This window comes from Hymenobacter chitinivorans DSM 11115 (assembly GCF_002797555.1).
Lineage (GTDB): Bacteria > Bacteroidota > Bacteroidia > Cytophagales > Hymenobacteraceae > Hymenobacter > Hymenobacter chitinivorans.
This window is the reverse complement of sequence record NZ_PGFA01000001.1, coordinates 1,484,178-1,506,179: the sequence shown is the minus strand read 5'-3', so window position 1 is coordinate 1,506,179 and position 22,002 is coordinate 1,484,178. Positions and strand designations below refer to the sequence as shown.

General features: G+C 63.7%; 18 protein-coding genes. 11 read left to right on the top strand and 7 right to left on the bottom strand.

Translation table 11 applies throughout. The annotated features are described in order from the left end of the window. Positions 1-163: 163 nt before the first annotated feature. The 5 genes from bioA to CLV45_RS06225 all read left to right on the top strand — a co-directional run bounded on the left by bioA (position 164) and on the right by CLV45_RS06225 (position 5,702). Positions 164-1,504: an adenosylmethionine--8-amino-7-oxononanoate transaminase gene (gene bioA / locus CLV45_RS06245; RefSeq protein WP_100335513.1), complete on the top strand. Its 1,341-nt coding sequence runs from the start codon at positions 164-166 to the stop codon at positions 1,502-1,504. Continuing rightward, on the top strand, positions 1,497-2,816 hold the full coding sequence (locus tag CLV45_RS06240; RefSeq protein WP_100335512.1) for a beta-ketoacyl synthase N-terminal-like domain-containing protein: 1,320 nt from the start codon (positions 1,497-1,499) through the stop codon (positions 2,814-2,816). The genes bioA and CLV45_RS06240 overlap by 8 nt, the downstream gene beginning before the upstream one ends. A 105-nt stretch (positions 2,817-2,921) precedes the next feature. Beyond that, positions 2,922-4,286, top strand: coding sequence for a M28 family metallopeptidase (locus CLV45_RS06235; protein ID WP_211289908.1), 1,365 nt, complete (start codon positions 2,922-2,924; stop codon positions 4,284-4,286). A 35-nt stretch (positions 4,287-4,321) separates the two neighbouring features. Further along, positions 4,322-4,933: a hypothetical protein gene (locus tag CLV45_RS06230; RefSeq protein ID WP_100335511.1), complete on the top strand. Its 612-nt coding sequence runs from the start codon at positions 4,322-4,324 to the stop codon at positions 4,931-4,933. A 67-nt stretch (positions 4,934-5,000) separates the two neighbouring features. After that, positions 5,001-5,702 (top strand): carboxypeptidase regulatory-like domain-containing protein, encoded by a 702-nt coding sequence (locus CLV45_RS06225; protein ID WP_157807320.1) that lies wholly within the window; start codon positions 5,001-5,003, stop codon positions 5,700-5,702. On the opposite strand, the gene CLV45_RS06220 is transcribed toward CLV45_RS06225, so the two are convergent. After that, positions 5,695-6,282, bottom strand: a complete 588-nt coding sequence (locus CLV45_RS06220; protein ID WP_100335509.1) for a DUF4269 domain-containing protein — start codon at positions 6,280-6,282, stop codon at positions 5,695-5,697. The genes CLV45_RS06225 and CLV45_RS06220 overlap by 8 nt on opposite strands. A gap of 272 nt (positions 6,283-6,554) precedes the next feature. Continuing rightward, positions 6,555-6,677 (bottom strand): hypothetical protein, encoded by a 123-nt coding sequence (locus tag CLV45_RS25440; RefSeq protein ID WP_262496863.1) that lies wholly within the window; start codon positions 6,675-6,677, stop codon positions 6,555-6,557. 114 nt (positions 6,678-6,791) lie between these two features. On the opposite strand from CLV45_RS25440, the gene CLV45_RS06215 reads away from it, so the two are divergent. Further along, positions 6,792-8,126: an aspartate kinase gene (locus tag CLV45_RS06215; RefSeq protein ID WP_100335508.1), complete on the top strand. Its 1,335-nt coding sequence runs from the start codon at positions 6,792-6,794 to the stop codon at positions 8,124-8,126. A gap of 68 nt (positions 8,127-8,194) precedes the next feature. Next, on the top strand, positions 8,195-9,340 hold the full coding sequence (gene lysA, locus CLV45_RS06210) for a diaminopimelate decarboxylase (protein ID WP_100336971.1): 1,146 nt from the start codon (positions 8,195-8,197) through the stop codon (positions 9,338-9,340). Between the two features lie 226 nt (positions 9,341-9,566). Here the strand turns inward: lysA and CLV45_RS06205 are convergent, their stop codons facing one another. Further along, a complete protein-coding gene (locus CLV45_RS06205) occupies positions 9,567-11,231 on the bottom strand; it encodes a glycosyltransferase family 39 protein (protein ID WP_100335507.1) in 1,665 nt (554 codons plus the stop codon). A gap of 124 nt (positions 11,232-11,355) precedes the next feature. Between CLV45_RS06205 and CLV45_RS06200 the strand changes: the two genes are divergently transcribed. The 4 genes from CLV45_RS06200 to CLV45_RS06185 all read left to right on the top strand — a co-directional run bounded on the left by CLV45_RS06200 (position 11,356) and on the right by CLV45_RS06185 (position 17,919). Further along, positions 11,356-12,855 (top strand): SDR family oxidoreductase, encoded by a 1,500-nt coding sequence (locus tag CLV45_RS06200; protein WP_100335506.1) that lies wholly within the window; start codon positions 11,356-11,358, stop codon positions 12,853-12,855. Between the two features lie 198 nt (positions 12,856-13,053). Further along, the gene (locus tag CLV45_RS06195) at positions 13,054-14,913 is read left to right on the top strand and encodes a prolipoprotein diacylglyceryl transferase family protein (protein WP_100335505.1); all 1,860 of its coding nucleotides are present in this window, start codon (positions 13,054-13,056) and stop codon (positions 14,911-14,913) included. 265 nt (positions 14,914-15,178) lie between these two features. Beyond that, positions 15,179-16,000 carry a hypothetical protein gene (locus tag CLV45_RS06190; RefSeq protein ID WP_100335504.1) on the top strand — a complete coding sequence of 274 codons (822 nt, stop codon included), beginning with the start codon at positions 15,179-15,181 and terminating at the stop codon, positions 15,998-16,000. Between the two features lie 65 nt (positions 16,001-16,065). Beyond that, positions 16,066-17,919 carry a prolipoprotein diacylglyceryl transferase gene (locus CLV45_RS06185; protein ID WP_157807319.1) on the top strand — a complete coding sequence of 618 codons (1,854 nt, stop codon included), beginning with the start codon at positions 16,066-16,068 and terminating at the stop codon, positions 17,917-17,919. On the opposite strand, the gene CLV45_RS06180 is transcribed toward CLV45_RS06185, so the two are convergent. The 4 genes from CLV45_RS06180 to CLV45_RS06165 all read right to left on the bottom strand — a co-directional run bounded on the left by CLV45_RS06180 (position 17,916) and on the right by CLV45_RS06165 (position 21,920). Next, positions 17,916-18,146, bottom strand: a complete 231-nt coding sequence (locus CLV45_RS06180) for a DUF2905 domain-containing protein (protein WP_100335502.1) — start codon at positions 18,144-18,146, stop codon at positions 17,916-17,918. The two genes, CLV45_RS06185 and CLV45_RS06180, sit on opposite strands and share 4 nt — an antisense overlap. 88 nt (positions 18,147-18,234) lie before the next feature. Further along, positions 18,235-19,710 (bottom strand): glycoside hydrolase 5 family protein, encoded by a 1,476-nt coding sequence (locus CLV45_RS06175; RefSeq protein ID WP_211289907.1) that lies wholly within the window; start codon positions 19,708-19,710, stop codon positions 18,235-18,237. A gap of 12 nt (positions 19,711-19,722) precedes the next feature. After that, positions 19,723-20,040, bottom strand: a complete 318-nt coding sequence (locus tag CLV45_RS06170; RefSeq protein ID WP_100335501.1) for a hypothetical protein — start codon at positions 20,038-20,040, stop codon at positions 19,723-19,725. A 68-nt stretch (positions 20,041-20,108) separates the two neighbouring features. Further along, positions 20,109-21,920 carry a T9SS type B sorting domain-containing protein gene (locus tag CLV45_RS06165; RefSeq protein WP_170061820.1) on the bottom strand — a complete coding sequence of 604 codons (1,812 nt, stop codon included), beginning with the start codon at positions 21,918-21,920 and terminating at the stop codon, positions 20,109-20,111. Positions 21,921-22,002 lie beyond the last annotated feature (82 nt).

The following is a 22,002-nucleotide window of genomic DNA, read 5'->3' as shown; positions in this document are numbered from 1 at the left end:
TTCCCAGCACAGCTCTGCGAACCTCTGCGCATCCCTCCGCGGGCCTCGGCGGGAACCGTCGCCTGCCGCGGGTACAGCGCCCGGAACCGACGGCCGCCTGTCCGGTTGTAGCTTTGCCGCCCCATCTGCCTTCCCGGGCAGCGTATCAAGCAACGAAAACACAGTGAAATCAACAGTAACCAGCTCCTCCCTGGCCGAGCGTGACCACGCCGTTGTCTGGCACCCCTACACCCAGATGCAAACCGCCCCGCTCCCCATTCCCATCGTGCGCGGCGAGGGCTCGTGGCTCTACGCGGAAGACGGCACGGCGTATCTGGACGGTATTTCCTCGTGGTGGGTCAATCTGCACGGCCATGCCCACCCCCACATTGCGGCCCGCGTAAGCGAGCAGCTGCGCACCCTGGAGCACGTGCTCTTTGCCGGCTTCACCCACCCCGCCGCCGTGGAGCTGGCCGAGCAGCTGCTGGCTATTCTCCCCGCCAACCAGGTCCGGGTGTTTTACTCCGACAACGGCTCGACGGCCGTGGAAGTGGCGCTGAAAATGGTGCTGCAATACTTTCACAACCAGGGCCAGCCCGAACGCCGCACCTTTCTCTGCTTTCAGAACTCCTACCACGGCGACACCTTCGGGGCCATGGCCGTCAGCAGCCGCGGGGCCTTCACCCAGCCCTTCTGGCCCCTGCTCTTCGACGTGGAATTCCTCGATGTGCCCACGCCCGGCCACGAAGCCCAGGCCCTGGCTCAGCTCGACGCCCTTCTGCAACGGCCCGACGTGGCCGGCTTCATCTTCGAGCCCCTGGTGCTGGGCACGGCCGGCATGGTCATGTACGAGCCCGACATTCTAAGCGAGATGCTGCGCCGCTGCCACCAGCACGGCGTCCTGGCCATTGCCGATGAAGTCATGACGGGCTTTGGCCGCACCGGGCCCCTGTTTGCTTCGGAATTACTTACTGAGCAGCCCGACATCATGTGCTTTTCCAAGGGACTCACCGGCGGCACCCTGGCCATGGGCCTGACCACCTGCGCCGCGCCCATCTACGCGGCATTTCTGAGCCAGGACAAGATGCGGGCCCTGTTTCACGGCCATTCCTACACCGCCAACCCCGTGGCCTGCGCCGCCGCCCTGGCTAGTCTGGAGCTGACCCGGGCTGAGCTGTGCACCCAGCAGCGCCAGCGCCTGGAAGCCGCCCACGCTGGTTTCCGCCAGGAAATCGACGGGCAGCCGGGCGTGCGGGCCGTGCGGCACCGGGGCACTATCCTGGCCGTGGAGTACGACCCGGGCGAGGGCACCAGCTACTTCAGCCGCCTGCGCGACGCCTTCTACCAGCTGGCCCTCGACCACCACGTGGTGCTGCGCCCCCTGGGCAACGTGGTGTACTTGCTGCCGCCCTACTGCACTACCGATGAGGAGCTAAACCTGCTCTACACCGTGCTGCGCCGCATGCGTGAGCTAGTCCTCGACTTCACACCCGCCCCCAACCTGCCCGAAATCCTGCATGACTAACTCCGCCGCCGCCGACTCCCTGATTGTCATTCGGGGCCGGGGCCGGGTGTCGGCCCTAGGCCCGATGCTGCCTAACGCGGCGGCGCTGGTACCCGCGTTTCACATGCGGGAGCTGCCGGGCCGGGCGGTGGCCGTGGGCCGCGTGCCGCTCGCCGTGGAGGAAGACCTCCAGCAGCTGCGCCGCGCCCACGCCCCCTACCGCCAGCTCGACCGGACCGTGCTGCTGGCCCTGCTGGCTGCCCGCCAGGCCACCGCCCAGGCCGGCTGGCCCCTGCACCCCGCCAGCCCTTCTCTGCAAGCTGACAGCAAGCTCCTGCAGGGTGACAGATATGCTCTGCAACCCGCCAGCACCTCCCTGCCCCTAACAACCGATAACCAACCACCAACCACTACCCTCGCCGTCAGCATCGGCTCCTCCCGCGGGGCCACGGGCCGGATGGAGCAGTTTCACGAGGAGTTCCTGGCGGCCGGAGCCGTGCCGGCCGCCGCTTCCCCCCTTACCACTATGGGCAACGTGGCCAGCTGGGTGGCCTACGACGCGGGCACCACCGGCGGCGCGGCCCTAAGCCACTCCAGCACCTGCAGCAGCGCCTTCCAGGCCCTGGGTAATGCCCTGGCCTGGCTCCGCGCCGGCATGGCCGACCGGTTTCTGGCCGGTGGCACCGAAGCTCCCCTCACCGACTTCACCCTGGCCCAGATGCAGGCCCTGGGCATTTACTCCCCTTTTGCGGCCACTGAATTCCCCTGCCGCCCCGGCGCCGGCCGCCCCTCCACCTTCGTGCTGGGCGAGGGCGCGGCCGTGTTTGCCCTCGAAAAAGTGAGCCGGGAGGCCCTGGCGGCCGAGCGGGCCAGCCAGCCCACCGCGCCGGTTTTCTGCCTCGAGGGCGTGGGGTTTGGCTTCGAGGCCATTGGCAGCAAAACCGGGCTGTCGGCCGACGGCCAGCACTTCCAGACCGCCATGCGCGAAGCCCTGCGCCAGGCCGGCACCGCCCCCGAAACAGTTGATGCCGTAGTGCTGCACAGCCCTGGCACTCCCGCCGGCGACGCGGCCGAGCGAGCGGCGTTGCGCGCCGTATTCGGCGAAAACCTGCCCGACCTGGTTTCCAATAAATGGCTGCTGGGCCACACCCTGGGCGCGTCGGCCGCCTTGAGCCTGGACTTTGCCTGCGAGATTCTGACCTCCCAGCAGTGGCCCGCCCCGCCCTTTGCCACCGACCTCACGCCCGCTCCCACCCGGCCCATCCGGCGGGTGCTCATCAATGCGGCGGGCTTCGGAGGCAACGCGGCCAGCGCCCTGGTGTCTGTGGTGTAAGTTTTCGGCCGGCTGCCGTTTTTAGACGGCGCCGCCGTACTTTTCATCCTGAATTTCTACCGCGGCTATTTCGCGCCGTCTGCTCCTTCCTTGCCTTTCCACTCCATGAATCTACGTTTCGCGCTGCTGCTTTCGGCCAGCTTTACCCCGGCCTTCGCTTTTGCCCAAACCTCTACTCCGGCCCCGGCTCCCGACCCGGCCATCAAACAGATGGTGGAAGCCATTTCGGCCAAGAACTTGGAAGAAGATATCCGCAAAATGGTGTCCTTCGGCACCCGCCACACCCTGAGCGACACCAAAAGCAAGAAGCGCGGCATCGGGGCGGCCCGCAACTGGGTCGAAGGCGAGTTCCGCAAGTACAGCAAGGCCAGCGGCGGCCGCCTCAAAGTGGAGCAGGACACCTTCCTGGTGAAGCCCGACGGCCGCCGCATCGACAAGCCCGTCATCATGGCCAACGTCATGGCCACCCTGCCCGGCACCGACCCCACCGATACCCGCGTGTTCATCGTCAGCGGCCACCTCGACTCCCGCGTAACGGACGTAATGAACGCCACCGCCGACGCGCCCGGCGCCAACGACGACGCCTCGGGTGTGGCCCTGGTCATGGAAATGGCCCGCGTGATGTCGCAGAAGCAGTACCCCTGCACCCTGATCTTCGTGGCCGTGCAGGGCGAAGAGCAGGGCCTCTACGGCTCGACTCACCTGGCCAAGCGGGCCAAAAAGGAAAACTGGAACCTGACCGGGATGCTCAACAACGACATCGTGGGCAACTCCAAAGGCTACGACCCGGAAATTTCCGACAACAAGCACATCCGCATTTTCAGCGAGGGAGTGCCGGCCACCGAAACCGCCGACGAGGCCAAAGTGCGCCGCACCCTGAGCAGTGAAAACGACTCGCCGAGCCGGCAGCTGGCCCGCTACGGCAAAACCGCCTGTGAGCAGTACGTCAATGACTTCGGAGTATTGCTGGAGTACCGGCCCGACCGATTTCTGCGCGGCGGCGACCATACGCCCTTCAACCAGCAGGGCTTCACGGCCGTGCGCTTCACGGAGGTAAACGAGAACTTCAACCACCAGCACCAGGACCTGCGCACCGAAAACAACATTCAGTACGGCGACCTGCCCGAGTTTGTGGACTACGAGTACCTGCGCAAGAACACCGGCGTCAACCTGGCTACTATGGCCAGCCTGGCCCTGGCGCCCAGCTCACCCGAAAACGTGGGCGTGCTTACGGCCAAGCTCACCAACCGCACCGAGCTGAAGTGGGACGCGCCTAAAGTGGGTGAAAAGCCCGCCGGCTACGTGGTGCTGATGCGCGAAACTACCTCCCCGGTGTGGCAGCAGCGCTTCCCGGTCACCACCACCACCGCCGACCTGCCCTTCAGCAAGGACAACTACATTTTCGGGGTCGTAGCCGTGGATGCTGAGGGCCACGAGAGCCTGCCGGTAATTCCCAAGCCGGTGCGCTAGGCCGCGCGGGACGCCCCGACCACTGAAGTTTGCGCATGAAACAACGCCTCTTCCTGCTGCTGCTGGCCGCCACGGCCGCCTGCTCCACGCCCGCCACCGACCAGCCCGAAACGGCCGCACCACTCCAACCCGCGGCGAAACCCGCGGCGACTGAAGCAGCGCCGGCCCAGACGGCGCGGCGGTTTGTGGGCTGGTATATTCAGAACGCGGAGAAGCTGCCCGCCGACTTTGTGCTAAACTCCGACGCTCAGGACAGCACCAAGTTCTACGCCGTAAACGTCCCGGGTACGGAAGACTGGCTGCGGGCCGTGCAGCAGAGCGGCACTGTATCGGAAGCGTACCTAAGCGACTGGCGCGCCTACTTCCGCCGCTACGACGACACGCTGCGCCTGCACCCGCAAAACGACGGTCCGGCCGCCGGCTTCGACTACGACTTCCTGATGCTGAGCCAGGAACCCGAAGAAAACGCCGCCGATTTGCAGAAGGGCCAGTTTGTAGTAACCCGGCAGCAAGGCCGGCACGCCCAGGTGCAGGCCCGCGGCCCGAAGCACGAAACCTACATCGTGAGCCTGGACTTCGACCTCACGCAGCAAGCTGACGGCCGCTGGCTGATTGATAAAATCAGCGTGCCTGACAACCCTTTATAGCTTCTGCGGATCTGCTAGATAGTCCGGCCGGGATTCGGTCCGCACTTTCTTATTTCAATCTACTTCGATGACTACAATATTAACCCGGTTCCTAGGGAGCTTGGTGCTGCTCTCGGCCCTGGCCTCCTGTTCTAAGGACAAGGAAGCTTATACCGTCGTGGAAGGCATCGTGACGGATAAGTACACGAAACAGCCGGTGGCGGGGGTAGTGCTGGAGGTACAGCAAAACACGGGCTGCCTGGTGTGCATGTCGTCCCGCCGGGACTCGATTACCAGCGCCACAACCGACGCCAGCGGCAACTACAAAGCGGCCTTCAACGCGAATCAGAAAGGCACTTACGCCCTGGTCCCGGCTAGCTCCGACAAGTATTATCTCGGCGGTGATGAGCAGGTGCGCTTCAACCTGACAAAGGGCCAGTCCAACACCGTATCTATTGAGGCAACGCCCTACAAAACGGTCACCTTCCGGGTGAACACGACCAAGCAGGGAAAATCAGCTATCCAGTTTTACTACAACAGCGACGAAAAGCCGGGCCTGGGTAACTTCAATGGACCCATATTCGATGATACCGACCCGAACAGGCAGAATATCGTCTTCACCAAGACCCTTAAAGTGCTGCCCGACCGGGTGTACCGGTTTACTAAAACAACCTATAGCCAGGTCTGCCCGTCCAGCAGTTCTTCCTGTCAGCTCACGGACCAAACCTTTGAGTCCCGCGTCCGCGACATCCGCTTTACCAACGATACGGTCACGGTCAGCTTCAACTAACCGGGCGTAGCGGCAGCGCGGGCAGCCGCTCCCGCAAGGCCTCCGTCGACCAACCTTCCAGCGTCAGCAAAGCCTCGTACGAGTTGCCCGGCAGCCCCAGCAGCTGCGCAAAAGCAGGCTCGGTCTTGAGGCCCTGCTGCTTCAGCTGCCGCACCGCAGTGCGCCACGCTTCCCCGCCGGCCTGCAAAATGGCGTGTTCCACGAGCATATGCCGCAGGGCATTTTGCCGCATCGGGGGCACATCCTGGCCGAAAATTTCCACCGTCTCCCCCGCCGCCCGGAAGCTGCAGACGATGGAATCGTGCTTACCGACCCTGTGCTGGCTGACCCGAAACTCCGGTAGCCGACCGTAATGCTGCTCCAGCAAAGCCCGAAACTGCCGCTGCGCCGCGGGCTTTACCTCGCAGATGATATCCAGGTCACTGTCCGGCAAGTCAATATTCAGCGGAATGGTGCCCGCTAGCACTGGGTCGAAGGCCTGCAGTACTGCCCAAATTCGCAGGTTGGTGAGTACCGTGTAAGCCCGTTGCTGGCGTTGATTGCCGGTTTGCAGATACTGCGGATCTTTCCAGTCGGACATCAGCGCTATTGATTAGGGCGACTTGCTGAAGCAAAGGCCCGCACGGCTTTTTGTTATTCGTTCGGGTATTCAAGGGTAAAAACAGACCCTGGCAGGCTCCGTAAAACTACTCTTTCAGCCTGAAGGGGGGCAAAATAGCTGGGGGCTAAAGAAAATTTACGGCCCGAATGTGGATTATTTCCGCTTCCTGCCCGTACTTGCAGCCGCAAACACCCGCTGGCGGCACCTCGCCCCGGCCCTTTTCAGCCCATGACAACATTCGGTTTCGGTTTTTACTCGGCATTTTCGGTGGCTTTGGCTGGCCGTACCGCCGTGGCGAAGCCGTTGGCCGCCAATTCCAAGATGCTGAAGAAATGCTTCAAACGGCCCTCGACCTGACCGTCGCACTTCTGCATGCTCCTTCCCCATAAGCATCAAGCGCCGGTCCTTCCAGACCGGCGCTTTTTGTTGCTGATTTTCGTACTAGCCTCTCCGCCCCGTTCATTTTTTGGTTAACCCGTTTTTCACTGATGAAAGTTTTAAAGTTTGGCGGCACTTCCGTCGGTTCAGCTGAGCGTATGCGCGCTCTGCCCGCACTTATTCGGGGCTCCGAGCCCCGCATCGTGGTTTTGTCGGCTATGTCGGGCACCACCAACGCCCTGGTCAACATTGCCAAGCTGCTGTACGAGGGCGAAACCACGGCCGCGACCTACCAGACTGAGATTCTGCGCCAGCACTACCTGATTGTGGCCCGGGAGCTGCTGCCCGAGCCCGAAGTGGCCAACGAGGCCATCGGCCACCTCGACTCCGCCTTCAAAACCATCTTCAACCTGACCCGCCACCCGTTGTCGGCTTCCGGCGAGCGGGTGATTCTGGCCCAGGGCGAGCTGTTGAGCACGCTGCTGTTTCACCGCTACTACACCCGCGTGCTGGGCGAAGAGGCCGTGCTACTGCCGGCGCTGGACTTCATGCGGCTCGACAAAAACGACGAGCCCGACGCCGACTACATCGAGGCTCACCTGGCCCAAACCCTGGCCCCGCACGCCGGGCAGCAGCTCTTTATTACCCAGGGCTACATCTGCCGCAACGCCAACGGCGACATCGACAACCTTAAGCGCGGGGGCTCCGACTACTCCGCCTCGCTGATTGGGGCCGCCGCTCACGCCGAGGAAATCCAGATCTGGACCGATATCGACGGGCTGCACAACAACGACCCGCGGGTGGTACAGGGCACCTACCCAATTCGGGAACTGTCGTTCGACGAGGCGGCCGAGCTGGCCTATTTCGGGGCCAAGATTCTGCACCCGAGCTCCATTTTGCCCGCCGCCAAGCACGGCATCCCGGTGCGGTTGCTCAACACGATGCAGCCCGAAGCGCCCGGCACGCTGATTTCGACCCGCACCGGCGACGAGGCCATCAAGGCCGTGGCGGCCAAGGACGGGCTGGTGGCCATCAAGATTAAGTCGAGCCGGATGCTGCTGGCCCACGGCTTTTTGCGCAGCGTATTCGAAGTCTTCGAGCGGTACCGCACGCCTATCGACATGATTACCACCTCGGAAGTGGCCGTGTCGCTCACCATCGACGACTCGACCCACCTGGCCGAAATCCTGGAGGAGCTGGGCCGCTTTGGCAGCGTGGAAGTAGACGAGGAGCAGACCATTGTGTGTCTGGTCGGCAACCTGATTCAGGAAAACAACGGCTCGGCCTGGCTGGTCTTTAACGCCTTGAAGGACATTCCGCTGCGCATGATTTCCTACGGCGGCTCGCCCAACAACATCAGCATTCTGATCCACAGCAGCAACAAAACCCGCGCGCTGCAGGCCCTGAATGAAGGGTTGTTTCAGCCGCGGGCCGTGGTTCAATAGTTTTTCACGCAGTGGCCCGCGGTGGTAAGCCGCCGGGTTTCGCAGTGGCTTTTTTTAAGATTCCCTACATGAGTTTTGCCCTCCCGGCCGATGCCGCGTCCCGGCCGACGCCCTTTTACCTCTACGACCTGGCCTTGCTGGACCGCACCCTCGCGGCGGTGCAGCAGGCCGCCCGCCCCCGCGACATTCACGTGCACTACGCCCTAAAGGCCAATGCCAACGCTCCGATTCTGGCGCGCATCCGCCAGCACGGCCTGGGCGCCGACTGCGTGAGCGGCCCCGAAGTGCAGCGCGCCCTGGACACTGGCTTTGCGCCCCAGGACGTGGTGTTTGCCGGCGTGGGCAAGTCGGATGCGGAAATCAACCTGGCCCTGGCCGCCGACATCTGGTGCTTCAATGCCGAGTCGGTGGAAGAGCTGGCCGTGCTCAACGAGCTGGCCGGGGCCCAGGGCCGCCGGACCCGGGTGGCGCTGCGCATCAACCCCAACGTGGATGCCCACACCCACCACTACATTACCACCGGCCTGGAAGCCAACAAGTTCGGCATCGGCCTCAACGATTTGGGCGGCGTTATCGACCAGCTCGGCACCTTACCGAATCTGGAACTGGTGGGTTTGCACGCCCACATTGGCTCCCAGATTACAAATTTGAGCGTGTTTGGGGAGCTGAGCCGCAAGCTGAATGAGCTGCAAACCTGGCTCGAAGACCGGGGCCATACGTTGCCCCACCTCAACGTGGGCGGCGGTTTGGGCATTGATTACCACAACCCCGACAGCCAGGCCATTCCCGATTTTGAGGCCTACTTCCGCATGTTTGAGCAGCACCTCGTGCGCCGGCCGGGTCAGCAGGTGCACGTGGAGCTGGGCCGCTCCATCGTGGCCCAGTGCGGGGCCCTGGTGAGCCGGGTGCTGTACGTGAAGCGCAGCCAGCAAACCAATTTCGCCATCCTGGACGCGGGCATGACCGAGCTGATCCGGCCGGCCCTGTACGGTAGCTACCACCAGATTCAGAACGTGACCAGCCAGGGCTCCAAGCAGCTCTACGACGTGGTGGGCCCCATCTGCGAGTCGTCCGACACCTTTGGGCGGGAAGTGGCCATGCCCGAAACCCAGCGCGGCGACCTGGTTGTGATTCGCTCGGCCGGCGCCTACGGTGAGGTTATGGCCTCCAACTACAACCTGCGCGAAAAAGCCGAGGCAGTGTACGTAGGCTAGGTTTTGAGGAGCGGTATGTGGGTCTTTTCAGGCCTATCATCCTGAGCTTGCGAAGGACCTTCTTCCCCTAGCCCATTACGGTTTGTGCCAACGCAAAAAGCCCTTTACCACGCGTGGTAAAGGGCTTTTTGCGTTTAATGCGCCTTGTCACTCAAATGAGGCAAGTCCTTCCCTCCGCTGCGCTGCACTCAGGATGCCAGAAGAAACAACGGCGTCTCACCTTCCCTTATTGCCAGCCGCCGTAGTAAATCGTCCAGGGGCCGAGGTGCTCCTGCTGGGGAAAATAGGGCAGCATCCAGCCCCAGAAGTCTTCCAACTCACCTTTGACAATCAGGACGGGATGCCGGGCCAGCAGGCTTTTGAGGTAGGCTTGCTGGGCCGGGTCGTTCATATCGACCAGCAATTTCTGCCAGTTTTTGTCGGCCTCAAACTGGGTTTCGCGCTTAATATCGTCGTTGTCGTGCTGCAGGGTGATGAGCGTTTTGTTGAGCTCGAACGAGAGGGAAGGCAGCATTTCGTCGTAGACCAGCACCAGGCCCTGGTCGAGGTGGCGCTGCTGCAGCCACTGGGCCAGGGGCCGGGTGCTGCTGGCTACCAGCTGATTCTGGTGGAGCAAGGGCTTGGCCGTAAGCAGCAGCGTGAGGGTGAAAATGACCGTCAGGGCCAGCAGCCGGGGCGCCACCCGCACCTGGGTCCAGAGCATTTGCTGCAGCACCAGAGCCACAATGCCCGCGGCCGGCCACAGGGAAGTCAGCGGACTGATTTCCAGGTGTATGCCCAGCGCCCCCGCTAACGCCGGCAACAGGCAGAGCCCGGCCATGAGTAGGGCCAGCACCCCGCTCATCACCACGTACCAGCGGTAGAGGGCGGCATCGGTGAGCTGGCCCAGGTAGTACACCGTGAGCAAGGCCAGGCCGGGGAAGATGGGCAGCAGGTAGAGCAGCAGTTTGGACTTGGCCAGGGAGAAAAACAGCAGCGGCACCAGCACCCAGAAAACCAGCACGTTGCGCCACTGTCGGGGCACGGCCGCCCAGCGCGTGCGCCCGGCCTGCACCAGCAGCGCCACCACCCACGGCAAACTGCCCACGGGCACCAGCACCAGGTAAAACCACCACGGCTTGGCCCGCTTGAAAGCGTCGGCGTTGGCAAACCGCTCGGCCGTTTGCTTCCACAGAAAATAGTCGAGGAAGGCCTTATTCTCGGCCACCAGGTACAGGTACCAACTCAGGCCGATGCCCAGCAGCAGGCCCAGGCCCAGCAGGTGGTGCACCGTAAACGGGCGCCGGGGCTGGGCTTGGCGGAAGTAATGAGCGGCCACCACCATCAGCGGCAGCACCGCGCCCACGGGGCCCTTGGTGAGAAACGCCAGGCCCAGGCCCAGCCAAAATAGGTAGAACCACCGCCAGCCGCCCTGGTGCAAATAGCGCAATATGCCGTAGGCCGCCACCAGCTCCCAGAGCATCAGATAGGCGTCGGTGGTGACGTTGAGGGCCGAAATCAGCACCACCGGGAAGGTACCGTAGAGAATGGCCGCGGCCAGGGCGTGGCGGGCATCGCCCTTAAACAGCAGCTTGCCCAGCCCGAATACCAGCACCACCTGGGCCAGCACGGCCAGCACGGCCGGCACCCGTACGCCCAGGGCCGTGGGGCCCAAGGCAGCAATACCGGCCGCCGTCAGCCAGTAGGTTACCGGGGGCTTGTGAAAGTGCTGGATGCCGAGCAGGCGCGGGTGCAGCCAGTCGCCGGCGGCCAGCATTTCCCGGCTGATTTCGGCGTAGCGGGCCTCGCTGCTTTCTACCACGCCCCAGCTGCCCAGACCCAGCAGCAGGCCCGCGCCCAGCGCCACAACAAACAACCAAAGCCAGGTACGGGAAGAAAGCAAAGCGGGCATAGTGCGGCACAAGGGAAAAGCAGGAACCGCAAAGGTAGCCGGAAAGGCCGGGGCCGCTAGCGCAACCAAAGCCCGCCGCCGGGGTTGTAGTTGCGTATTCCCGCTCCTGACCTAGCCCTGCCCTATGAAAATCCTGCTCACTGGTGCCAACGGCTACATCGGCCGCCGCCTGTTGCCCCTGCTGGTGGAAGCCGGCCACGAGGTGGTGTGCCTCGTGCGCGACCCGCGCCGCTTCGAGCTGCCCGAGTGGCTGCGGGCTAAAGTGCAGGTGGCCGCCGCCGACCTGCTCCAGCCCGAAACCCTGCAGCAGCTGCCCCGCGACATCGACGCGGCCTACTACCTGGTGCACTCCATGAGCGGGCACGACCACGACTTTTTCCGGGCCGAGCAGCTTTCCGCCCAGCACTTCACCGCCTACCTCGACCACACCTCGGCCCGGCAGGTGATTTACCTCAGCGGCATTGCCAACGACCGGAATTTGTCGGCCCACCTTCGCTCCCGCAAGGCGGTGGAGAAAAACCTGCGCAAAGCCCAACACGCGGCCGTCACGGTGCTGCGGGCCAGTATCATCATCGGCTCGGGCTCGGCCTCGTTCGAGATTATCCGGGACCTGGTCGAGAAGCTGCCGGTGATGGTAACCCCGCGCTGGCTGAACTCCCGCTGCCAGCCCATCGGCATCCGCGACGTGATGCACTACCTTACCACCGTGCTCGACCACCCCGACTGCCTGGGTGAGACCTTCGACATCGGCGGGCCCGACGTGCTGACCTACAAGCAGATGCTGGAGGGTTTGGCCGCCGAGCGGGGCTACCGGCGCTACATCGTCACGGTGCCGGTGCTCACGCCCCGGCTTTCGTCGTGGTGGCTGTATTTGGTAACGCGCACCACGTTTTCCCTGGCCCAGAGCCTGGTGGAAAGCCTGCGCAACGACACGATTGTCTCGCTCAAGCGCAGCATTACCCAGGTGCTGCCCCACGAGTGCATGAGCTACCGGGCAGCCCTGGCCCTGGCCTTTACCCGCATCGAGCAGAACGAGGTAATCAGCAGCTGGAGCGACGCGGTGAGCAGCGGCGTAATGGAGAAAAACTACATGGACTTCGTCCAGATTCCGCAGCACGGCATGCTCACCGACCGCCAAAGCCTGCGCTTTACCCGCCACCCCGACGAAGTCATGCAGAACGTCTGGAGCATCGGCGGGCAGCGGGGCTGGTACAAGGTCGACTGGCTCTGGCGCATCCGCGGGCTGATGGACAAGGCCGTGGGCGGCGTGGGCCTGCGCCGGGGCCGCCGCTCGCCCACCCGCCTGCGCCCCGGCGACCCGCTCGACTTCTGGCGGGTGCTGGTAGCCGACCGCGCCGGGCGCCGCCTGCTGCTCTACGCCGAAATGAAGCTCCCCGGCGAGGCTTGGCTGCAGTTCCGCATCCTCGACAACCCGGACGGCTCGCACACGCTGGAGCAGCTGGCCGCGTTTCGTCCCGAAGGCCTGGCGGGCCGCCTCTACTGGTACTCGCTCGTGCCCTTTCACTTCGTGATTTTCAAGGGCATGATTGAAAACATCGTGCACTACCGCAGTGCTCCGGCTACGCTGGGTGTGGAGGAGGCACCCGCAGCGGGCGGGCTGTAACGTCCCCAAAAACGAGGTAGGAGTCTGCTGGCAAACGGCTTACTCAGCTATGGGGCCGCTACGACGGCTACTAGTACGGAAAATACCCGGCGCGGAAGCAGCGGCATTTTAGTAAGTTAGGATTCAGGTAATTAGCTTGTCCAGCCGACTCCCTCTACCTCCGGGGGCGGCTGGTTTCACCGCCTTTCCCGCCCGCTTATGCCCCACGCTCTACTCCTGCTGGCTCCGCCGCTCTGGCCCGTACCCGCCCACGTCGGCTACGATTCCTACACGCTGTTCTACGTGCTAGCCTTCAGCCTGAATCTGGGGCTGCTGGTGTGGGAAGGGCACCGCCGCGGCTACCCACTACGGCCGTGGCTGGTGCTACTGGCCTGCTCCACGCTGGCCTTTATTCTGGGCACCAAGCTGCTGGCCTTTTCGGGGCCCGACTGGCAACTGCTGCTGCGCACCGGGCAGTGGCCGGTTTCGGAAGCGCGCACCGTGCTGGGCGGGGCCCTGGCCGGCACGCTCACCCTGCTGGCTCTGCGGCGGCCGTTTGGTTTTAGCTGGCACGTCTTCGACGCCTTTACGGTGCCCATGTGTGCGGCCCTGATGGTGCAGTGCGTGGGCTGCGCCCTGACGGGCTGCTGCTTTGGTCATCCCACGGGCGGCAGTTGGGGCTTTACTTATCCCCCCGACACGCTACCCTACCTGGTGCAGGTCGACCGGGGCTTGCTGCCGGTGGGCGCGGCGCATTCGCTGCCGGTTCACCCCACCCAGCTCTATACCTTGCTGGTGGGCGCCGCCGTGGGTTCTTTGCTGCTCCTGACCCGGCACCGGCCCTGGCCCGGCGGCAACCGCCGGCTGTTGCACCTGGGCTTGCTGCTGGCTGGCCGCTTCGTCATCGAGTTTTGGCGCGACCCAGCCGGGGAACAGGTGGGGGCGGCGGTGCGGCTGCACGGCGGCCTGGCCCTAAAACAAGTGCAGTGGGCCTTGCTGCTGCTGGCGCCCCTGGTGTGGGCGGGGTGGGCAACGCAGCTTTACCGGGCCCAGCACTCGGCCCCGGCCCCCGAGCAGCTGCCCCGGCAAAATTCACGGCGCAATCTGCTGGCCGTAGCCCTGCTGCTGGCGCTTACCGCCTGGCTGGGTCCCTGGGCCCTGACGTTGCCCGAAGTGCTGGTGATAAAAGCCCTGCTGCTGGCCGTACTGGGGCTGGAAGGCGCCCAGCTGCTGCGCGGAGCACTGGTGCGGCCCCGTCCGGCCCGCCTGGCGTTGCCGCTGGTACTGGTGGGCGTAGTGCTGGTGCTCACCAGTCAGGCCGCGGCCGACTCGACCCGGGCTACCCGCGCGGCCTACACCACGCTGGGCCTGGGACTGAGCGCCGGCTCGTTCGAGCGAAATCAGAATACCGATGGGGGCTGCGGGGGCAGCACGCCCCTGCTGCACTACCGGCACCGCTACCAGCTGGCCACCCTGGATGCCGCGCACACGGTACTGCCGGGTACCGCCGCCAACGGCAAAGTGCACAAAGCCGAAATAACCGCCGGCCTGCGCCTGCACCTGGGGGGCGACCAACAAACCCAGCAGTTCACGGATCCGCTGCTGGGCTCGGGCCTCCGGAAAAACACGCTGCTGATCAGCGCCAACCCTTACCTGCAGATTGACCGGTCGTGGTTTGGGTTGGGCCTGGGCTTGATGGTGGGTAATCTGGGCTACCACAAATACACTTTCGGTGACGAAATCAGCAGCCTGGATCTGCAGTCGTCGGTGCGCATTGGGCCCCGCCAGATTCTCTACGCCCAGGCCGATTACAACTACCTGGGCTACGGCACCGGCAACCCCCAGCAGCGCCTGGGCCTGGGCACGGGCTTTGGCGGCACGCGCTGGGAGCTGCGCACCGGGGCCGCGACGGCTAAAAATTATGCCTTACCGGCGGGTCAGAGGGCGTGGTCGGGCTTTGTGGAGGCCCAAGCCCTGCTGACCCCGCAGTGGCAGGCCGGCACCTTCCTCACCTTCGGCAACCCGCATCAGCAGCAGGTAGGCCTGCGGGTGGGGCACCGGTTTTTGCGCCGCCAGTAAGGCCCGGGGTAGCTAGGCCGGCACTGCCCCTGCGTTTCCGGCTTGGCTAAGTTCTCGTGTAGCTTACTGGCGAGTTGCTATTTGCAATTCTTAAAGTCAAATATGCACCATATAAGTACCTTATAATAAACATTTTACTTTATATCGTTTTAAATATACAAAGTCTACAAACCGCCTAATTTCGGTAGGTACCAGGCGTGCCACCCGGTATGTTAGCTGCCGTAAGCCGTGGGGCTTACACTTCCCAATTCACTGGCTACTACCGATGCGTCATTACCACCGTATTTCCCTTAGTCTGCTCCTGACCCTGCTGCTTTGTGGAGCCGCGCAGGCGGCCACCCCGGAAGATTCCGTCCGGACTTCCCCCAAGCGGCGCGGCACGACCGACTTTATTCTGGGTGGCCTACTGGGCAGCTCCCGGCAGTACTACAGCTATTCGGCCTACGCCCGGCCTTCTGCCGAACAACCCAATACTTACCGGCAGCACTACCAGCTGGTGGGCATCGGCGTGGCCCACACCTGGCCACTTCTGAAAAACTCGCAGTTCACCGTGGAGTTGCAAGCTGCGGTGGGCAGCACAAAGTTTTCGGGCACCAACGTGCTGCCCGGTGCTGGGGCCCGGCTGTACGCCCTGAGTCCTTACTTCGAAATAAGCCACCCCCGCTACTACCGGCTGGGCCTGGGAGCCGATTTGGGCACATCAGGCTACGATTTTGTGTATAAACCGCTGGAGCTGGCCCACGTGCGCCCGAAAGTATTGCTGGAAGCGGGTGTACTGTCTAAGCTCTACCTGCATCTGAGCTACGGGCACAACATGCTCGGGCTGGGCAATGGTACCGGCGTGCTGGGACTGGGCTCGGGCTTCGGCAGTGAGCGGCAGCGCCTGTTGCTCGGGGCAGCCATGGTCAACAGCGAAATCAACGCCGGTATTCTGAGCCGTACCACCTCCTCCTTTATTCCGGTGGTGCAGGCCCAGGTTTGGGTTAGTCCCAACTGGCAGCTGGAGCCCCACCTAGCCAGCAACTTCGACAACGTACACCAGCTTCGGCTGCTGGCCCGCTACCGGCTGCCGGCCAGCGCCCGGTAGACGCGTAGTTATTCCTTATTTTACCTTTTAACCCTAGCCGTATGCGCCCTGATTTACTGGCTACTATGCTGCTGCCGTCTCCCCTGGCGCACGACTATTACTCTTTCTTTTATTTGCTGGGCTTCGCCGTGGCGGGGGCGCTGCTGCTCTGGGAAGGCTGGCGGCGCCAGTATCCGCTGCGGCCCTGGCTGCTGGTGGTAGCCGGTTCCTCGCTGCTGCTGATTCTAGGCACCAAGCTCATTACCCTCTCCGGCCCCGACTGGCAGTACCTCTGGCAGCATGGGCTAAGCCAAAGCCAGGGCCAACGCTCGGTGCTGGGCGGCCTCCTGGGGGCTACCCTGGCGCTGGCCGGGCTGCGGCGCTGGCTCGGGTTTGGCCGCGGCGTCTTCGATGCCTTTGCGCTGCCCTTCATCATTGGGCTGGCCGTGCAGGGAGTGGGCTGCCTGCTGACGGGCTGCTGCTTCGGTACTGCCGCCCCCGAGCACCTGCCCTGGGCCGTGGCGTACGCGCCCGGCACCCTGGCCTTTCTGACGCAGGTAGACCAGGGCCTGCTACCCGCCGGGGCTGCTCACTCCCTGGCCTTGCACCCGGCGCAGCTTTACCAATTGCTGCTGTGTATGGGCATTGCCGGGGCGCTTATCGGCACGCGGCACCGGGCCTGGCCCGCGGGTTTACGCTTCCTGCTAATGCTGGGCCTGTACGCCGCCGGCCGGTGTGGACTGGAATTCTGGCGGGCCCCACTCGGCGACGTTGTGGGGGCCGGCAGCTGGCACGGGGTAAAGCCTGTACAAATGGCCTTGCTGCTAGCGGCCGGGGCGCTACTAGGGTACTACGCCTGGATACTGCGCCGGCCTAGGGCTGCCGTAGTGGCGGCAGAAATCGTGCCGGCCAACCAACCGGGCCGTACGCTGCCCGGCGCGGTAGCGCTGCTGGCTCTCACGGCCGCCCTGGGCCCTCAGTGGCTGGCCCTGCCCGAGCAGCTGGTGGTAAAAGCGCTGCTCTTGCCGGTAGTAGTGCTGGAACTGGGCTTCTGGCTGCTGCCTTCCCTTACTGGTCGGGCGCAACTCGCGTTGCGGGCCGGGCTGGCGGCCCTGTTCATGCTGCTGACCAGCCAGGCCCCCGCCCCACCCGATTCGGCGCGCGCCACGCCCCGGCAGTCCTACACGAGCATCAGCGTCGGCGGCACGGCGGGCAGCTCCACGCAGTTTTTTGAGTCGCCGGACTATGGCTGCTCGGGCACAACTTATCCGGTCAGCCGATACCGCCAGCGGTACACTATTGGCTCCCTGGGCGTGGCTCGTACACTACCCGTGCGCCGGAGCGGCACGCTTACGCTGGGCCTGAATGCCAGCTTGGGCCGTAGCCAGTTTCGCCCATTGCAGGACACTACTGTGTTTGTCAACGGCCGTAGCACTTTCAATACCAGGCCGTTTGAACAAGGTCACGCCCGCCTGTACGCATTTAGTCCGTACGTAGAGTTGGCGCATCCTCGCTACCTGCGCCTGGGGCTAGGAGTGCACCTGGGCAATGTTGCCTACGACCAGGTGTATAAACCAGGTGAACTAGTCCGGAGCCGAGCCCAATTTTTGTTCGAAATTGGGAAGTTCCCCCTCTTGTATTTCCATTCCAGCATCAATTACGGCCTGCTAGGCTTGGGCGATGGTACCAGCACCGTCGGCATCGGCTCGGGATTCGGGCAGGAAAACTTCCGGCTTACGGGCGGTTTGGCTTTGGTCAATAGCCAGTGGAGCGGCCTGGACCATGCGCATCCCGAATCGGAAAGAACCTTAGGGTTTATCCGCTCCTCGGTGCTGGTCAAGCAGCGGTGGGAGATTGAGCCCGTCTTCCTTACGAACCTGACCGACGTATACCGGTTTTCCCTCCAGACCCGCTACCGCCTGCCCAGCCGCCCCCGCTAACTGCCCAGGCGCCGCACGAGCCACAGGACCAGACTCAGCAACAAGCTCAGCAGCAGCATTGAGGCCAGCGGGGCGTAAAACCGGAAGCCGGGGCGCTCCACGCGAATGTCGCCGGGCAGGCGGCCAAACCAGCTGAACAAGCTGCCGCCGCCCAGCCACACCACGGCGCCCAGCACCACCAGCCCCAGGCCGATAAGAACAAGTATTTTACCAACGGACGGAGGCATTATGAGACTACGTTTTAAGTGGATTCAGCCTGCATGTATACGTGCGTGACTCAGGCCCGGCGCACGGGCTGTCAGAAGCTAACCGCAGTCAGGAATGGTCGGCAGCCGGCCCGGGTTGGGGCCTCACGGCCAGGGCTATATCCGTCACGAAAGACGGCAGGTGCAGCAGCAGGCCGCCAGCCGCCGCCGTGGCCGTGAGCTGCCCAGTGGGCCGGCCGGCCCGGGTATCCCAGCATACAATCTGGTAGCGGCCGGGCCCCAGCCCGGGCACCCTGACCTGCACCGACACGGCCGGGGCATTTTTGGGCACCAGCCGCTGCCGGTCGCGCTGATCCTGGCGCAGCAGCCACACCACGGCCTGGGCCTCGTCGCCGCAAGCAAAGCCCGTCACGGCCGATGTTGAGAGTTTCAGCTCGGCGCTGAGGTTGCGCCGCCGGAACGTAGGCCAGTCGATTAGCTTGGTAAAACTGGCCAGGCGGCGCTGGGCGGCGCGCATGCCGGGCGGCAGCGCGTGCGGTTGACGATAGGGCCAGCGCAGGCCGCCCCCCGCCCCGCCCGCGGCCAGGTGGGCCCACTGCATGTGGCGAAAGTACTCATCGTCGAAGGGCTCGGGCAAGGTGCGTTTCCGGTCTTTGAAGGCGTGAATCGGGCCGTGCTCGGAGTCGAAAAACGGCCTGCCCGGGTCGAGGTGGGCCAGGGCCTCGCGCACCAACCGGCCGGTGCAGATAGCCGAAGCCACCGTATCCCGGGGGTTGTCGATGGTAGCCTTGTCGTAGAAGTGCGTGGAGGCAAAATCCAGCTGGGGGTGCCGGAATATCACCTCGGCCACGCTGGGGTACTGGCCCAGCACGGGCCCGAACACCGACACGGTTTGGGGGTGGCTGCGCCCGTGCAGGCGCTCCTCTTCCTGACGCAAATGCTGGCTGATGTCACTGATAAACTCGTGGAATATGGCCGTATCGTTGCCGGCCTGGGCCGGGTGAATCTCGTTCCACAAATCCCAGGCAAACAGCGCCCCGCTCCCGCCCCAGCGCGCGGTGGCAAAGCTCAGGCGGTTTTTGATGGCCTGGCGCGTAGCCGGGCACAGCAGCCACTGGTTGCGGCGCCGGCAGGGCCCACCCAGCGCTTGGTTGTAGGGGTGGTGGGCCCAGCGCCGCCACATCCAGAACGTGTCGTAGGGCGTGAGCAGCAGGCGCAGACTATGCTTTTCGCAGAGGGCCAGCAAATCGTCCCAGAACCGGACCATGTTGGGCTGAAAATGCCCCACGGGCCGCTCCAGGTAGCGGTTTTCGGTCTGGCAGTATTCCAGCATAAAGCGCAGGCAGGTTACGCCGTGGGCCGAGAGCCACGCCAGGTGCCGGTCGACGGCTGCCCGGTCGCGGCGCTGAAACAGGCCGGCAAAATCAGGCCAGGTCACGGCGTCGTTCTGCCCGATGGGCGTCCAACTCTGGCCCTGGTCGGTGATGAAATAGGGTGCACCGGGGGCCACCTGCACCCAGGACAGCCCGGCGGCAGCCTGGCCGGCCGGCTCCGCCCCGTGGGCCTTGTGCAACGCGCTGCCCATCCGCCGGTTCTTTTACTGCCAATAAAAGGCGCCGACCATCAGCGCTACCAGCAAGGCCACATACACGCCCAGCGCCAGCCATTCTTCCCGGTTTTTGAAGTCGTAGGCAAACCGCTGCCGGGCCGCCTGCTGCAACTGTACCGAGAAGTAGAGCCCAGCCATGGTCAGCATCAGAGCCAGCCACTGGGGCACGAGGTTGCGAAACATCAGCAGCATGCCCACAATAGGCAGCAGCCCGACGAGGTAGCCCAGAAAGCGGGCTTTGAATAGCGCCCCGGCGGGCGGCGGAGGCGGGAGTTGCGGTTGTGGTTTCGGGGCTTTTTTGGTCATTGTGAAATAGGGGCAGAATGCCAATTGAGCTTATGAGTGGCTGTCCCCTACCGCTTTTAGGCCCAGGACTAGTGCACAACTTCTACGGCACCTTTTATTTGTTGGCCGGTTCGAGGGTTTTGCAGCAGATAAAAATACACTCCATCTGGCTGATTGGGAGCATTCCAGGAGTTGTCATAACTCGCTTTCTGGTACACCTGCCGGCCCCAGCGGTTATAAATTACCAGGTTCCAGTCGGCCGCCTGCAAGCCCTGCAGCACGAAATACTCGTTTCGATCATCCTTATTGGGCGTGATAATATTGGGTATCAACCCGCAATCCTGCTGGGTGACCAGCAGCTCATCGGTGGCCGAACAGCCGCTGGTATTGGTCACCGTCAGGCGGTAGCGGCCGGCCTTAGCCACGGTAAGCTGCGGATCAGTGCTACCATCCTGCCACCGAAACGTGGTGCCGGCGGGCTGGGCAGGAGCGCTCAGAACGCGGTTTTGCCCGTAGCAGAGGGTGAAATCCTGGCCTAAGTCAACCGCCGGGCGGGGCAAGGCTTGCACCTGTTGGGTGATGGTATAGGCCTGCCCGCTCGTGGCCGTTACCGTGAGCGTAACCGTGTAGGTACCACCCAGTGCATAGTAGTGCGCCGGCGCCTGCCCCACGCCTTTATTTAACGCGCCAGAAGCCGGGTCGCCAAAGTCCCAGGCGTAGGAAGCCGCCGCCAGGAACGGACTCAGCGAACTGGCAAACTGCGTCATGTCGCCCACACAAACCGATTTTACGGCAATCGAACCAGCCCCGGTCACGACTACCGGCCGCAGCCCCAGGTCGTTGAGTGCGTGGGGCAAGGAGGCAGTGGATTGGGTGCCCGCCGCGAAAAACAGGGCGTCTTTCTGGTAAGCCGCATTACTTCCTTTCGCGTTCGGAGCCTCAAAGCGGGCCACGCTTTTACTACTGCTGTTGACGTGATACACGTAGCCATCGGGGCCCAGTTGCAGGTTGTTGCCACTGGCCGAGTTGCTCAGCATCTTGCTGTTGGGGGCCACTACCGTGCGAGAAGCACCGATGGCCGCCGGAGTACCGGCCGTCAAGTCATACTGCCAGACGCTGGCACCGCGTAGCGTATCGGTGTACAGGCGCGACCCATCCGGGGAAAACTCCAGCCCGCCGGTGCCACCGTACGTCTGCGAGGACGAAATCCGGTAGCGCAGCGAGTCCCCGATTACGTAGCTGCTGCTAACCCGGCCGGTGCCGGCATCAAACCGGGAGATTTCCAGGTACACCATGCGTTGCATGCGGAGGCTGCCTCGGCCATCCAGGAGCAGGGAGAAATTGGCGTAGGCCAGCGTCCGGCCATCAACACTGGCTTTTAGCAGGCCCTTGAGGCCCGGCCCGGAATCCAGCCGCCGGCCCATGGGATTAGGAGTTACAACGGGCTGGGTATGCAGCCCGCGCGCGTCCAGCAGAAAGCTCAAATAGTGCTGCTGGTCATTCTTGACGACCAGCCAGACATCCCGGCCGTTCGAGTGCCGTACTGCGGCAATATCAGAACCGACATAGCCCCCGACGGTATTGTAGGGCGTCTTGACCAGGGGCAACGTGACGGCACTGTCGCCCGGCAGCACCTCGCCCAGGCCCCCTTCCCGCCGCATATCCACGATGAAGTAGGACAGATTCGGCGGTATGTACTGCACGGTGGGCGTGGGCGCAAACCAGTGCCGGGGCACAAATACGTAATAGCGGCCCGGGCGCCCGGGCTGGGGCACAGCCATTACCTCGCTGCCGGATAGGGCCGGGCTGCCCAGTTGGCCGCCTTTCATTACCCGGAAGTTGCGGTTATAGATTGTCCGGCCTTCAGCCACGAACTGCAGCGTTCCGGCACTGTCGGACATACAGCTTACGTCTAAGTAGAGGGTTGAACTACCCGGCGGTAGTGCGGTTATGGGCTTAGACAGAAAGGTAAATCCGGCCCCA

Excerpts from the sequence above, each read along its gene's own strand:
- CLV45_RS06240 (WP_100335512.1), top strand. The coding sequence starts at position 1,497 with ATGACTAACTCCGCCGCCGCCGACTCCCTGATTGTCATTCGGGGCCGG.
- CLV45_RS06235 (WP_211289908.1), top strand. The coding sequence starts at position 2,922 with ATGAATCTACGTTTCGCGCTGCTGCTTTCGGCCAGCTTTACCCCGGCC.
- CLV45_RS06230 (WP_100335511.1), top strand. The coding sequence starts at position 4,322 with ATGAAACAACGCCTCTTCCTGCTGCTGCTGGCCGCCACGGCCGCCTGC.
- CLV45_RS06225 (WP_157807320.1), top strand. The coding sequence starts at position 5,001 with ATGACTACAATATTAACCCGGTTCCTAGGGAGCTTGGTGCTGCTCTCG.
- CLV45_RS06220 (WP_100335509.1), bottom strand. The coding sequence starts at position 6,282 with ATGTCCGACTGGAAAGATCCGCAGTATCTGCAAACCGGCAATCAACGC.
- CLV45_RS25440 (WP_262496863.1), bottom strand. The coding sequence starts at position 6,677 with ATGCAGAAGTGCGACGGTCAGGTCGAGGGCCGTTTGAAGCATTTCTTC.
- CLV45_RS06215 (WP_100335508.1), top strand. The coding sequence starts at position 6,792 with ATGAAAGTTTTAAAGTTTGGCGGCACTTCCGTCGGTTCAGCTGAGCGT.
- lysA (WP_100336971.1), top strand. The coding sequence starts at position 8,195 with ATGAGTTTTGCCCTCCCGGCCGATGCCGCGTCCCGGCCGACGCCCTTT.
- CLV45_RS06205 (WP_100335507.1), bottom strand. The coding sequence starts at position 11,231 with ATGCCCGCTTTGCTTTCTTCCCGTACCTGGCTTTGGTTGTTTGTTGTG.
- CLV45_RS06200 (WP_100335506.1), top strand. The coding sequence starts at position 11,356 with ATGAAAATCCTGCTCACTGGTGCCAACGGCTACATCGGCCGCCGCCTG.
- CLV45_RS06195 (WP_100335505.1), top strand. The coding sequence starts at position 13,054 with ATGCCCCACGCTCTACTCCTGCTGGCTCCGCCGCTCTGGCCCGTACCC.
- CLV45_RS06190 (WP_100335504.1), top strand. The coding sequence starts at position 15,179 with ATGCGTCATTACCACCGTATTTCCCTTAGTCTGCTCCTGACCCTGCTG.
- CLV45_RS06185 (WP_157807319.1), top strand. The coding sequence starts at position 16,066 with ATGCTGCTGCCGTCTCCCCTGGCGCACGACTATTACTCTTTCTTTTAT.
- CLV45_RS06180 (WP_100335502.1), bottom strand. The coding sequence starts at position 18,146 with ATGCCTCCGTCCGTTGGTAAAATACTTGTTCTTATCGGCCTGGGGCTG.
- CLV45_RS06175 (WP_211289907.1), bottom strand. The coding sequence starts at position 19,710 with ATGGGCAGCGCGTTGCACAAGGCCCACGGGGCGGAGCCGGCCGGCCAG.
- CLV45_RS06170 (WP_100335501.1), bottom strand. The coding sequence starts at position 20,040 with ATGACCAAAAAAGCCCCGAAACCACAACCGCAACTCCCGCCTCCGCCG.
- CLV45_RS06165 (WP_170061820.1), bottom strand. The coding sequence starts at position 21,920 with ATGTCCGACAGTGCCGGAACGCTGCAGTTCGTGGCTGAAGGCCGGACA.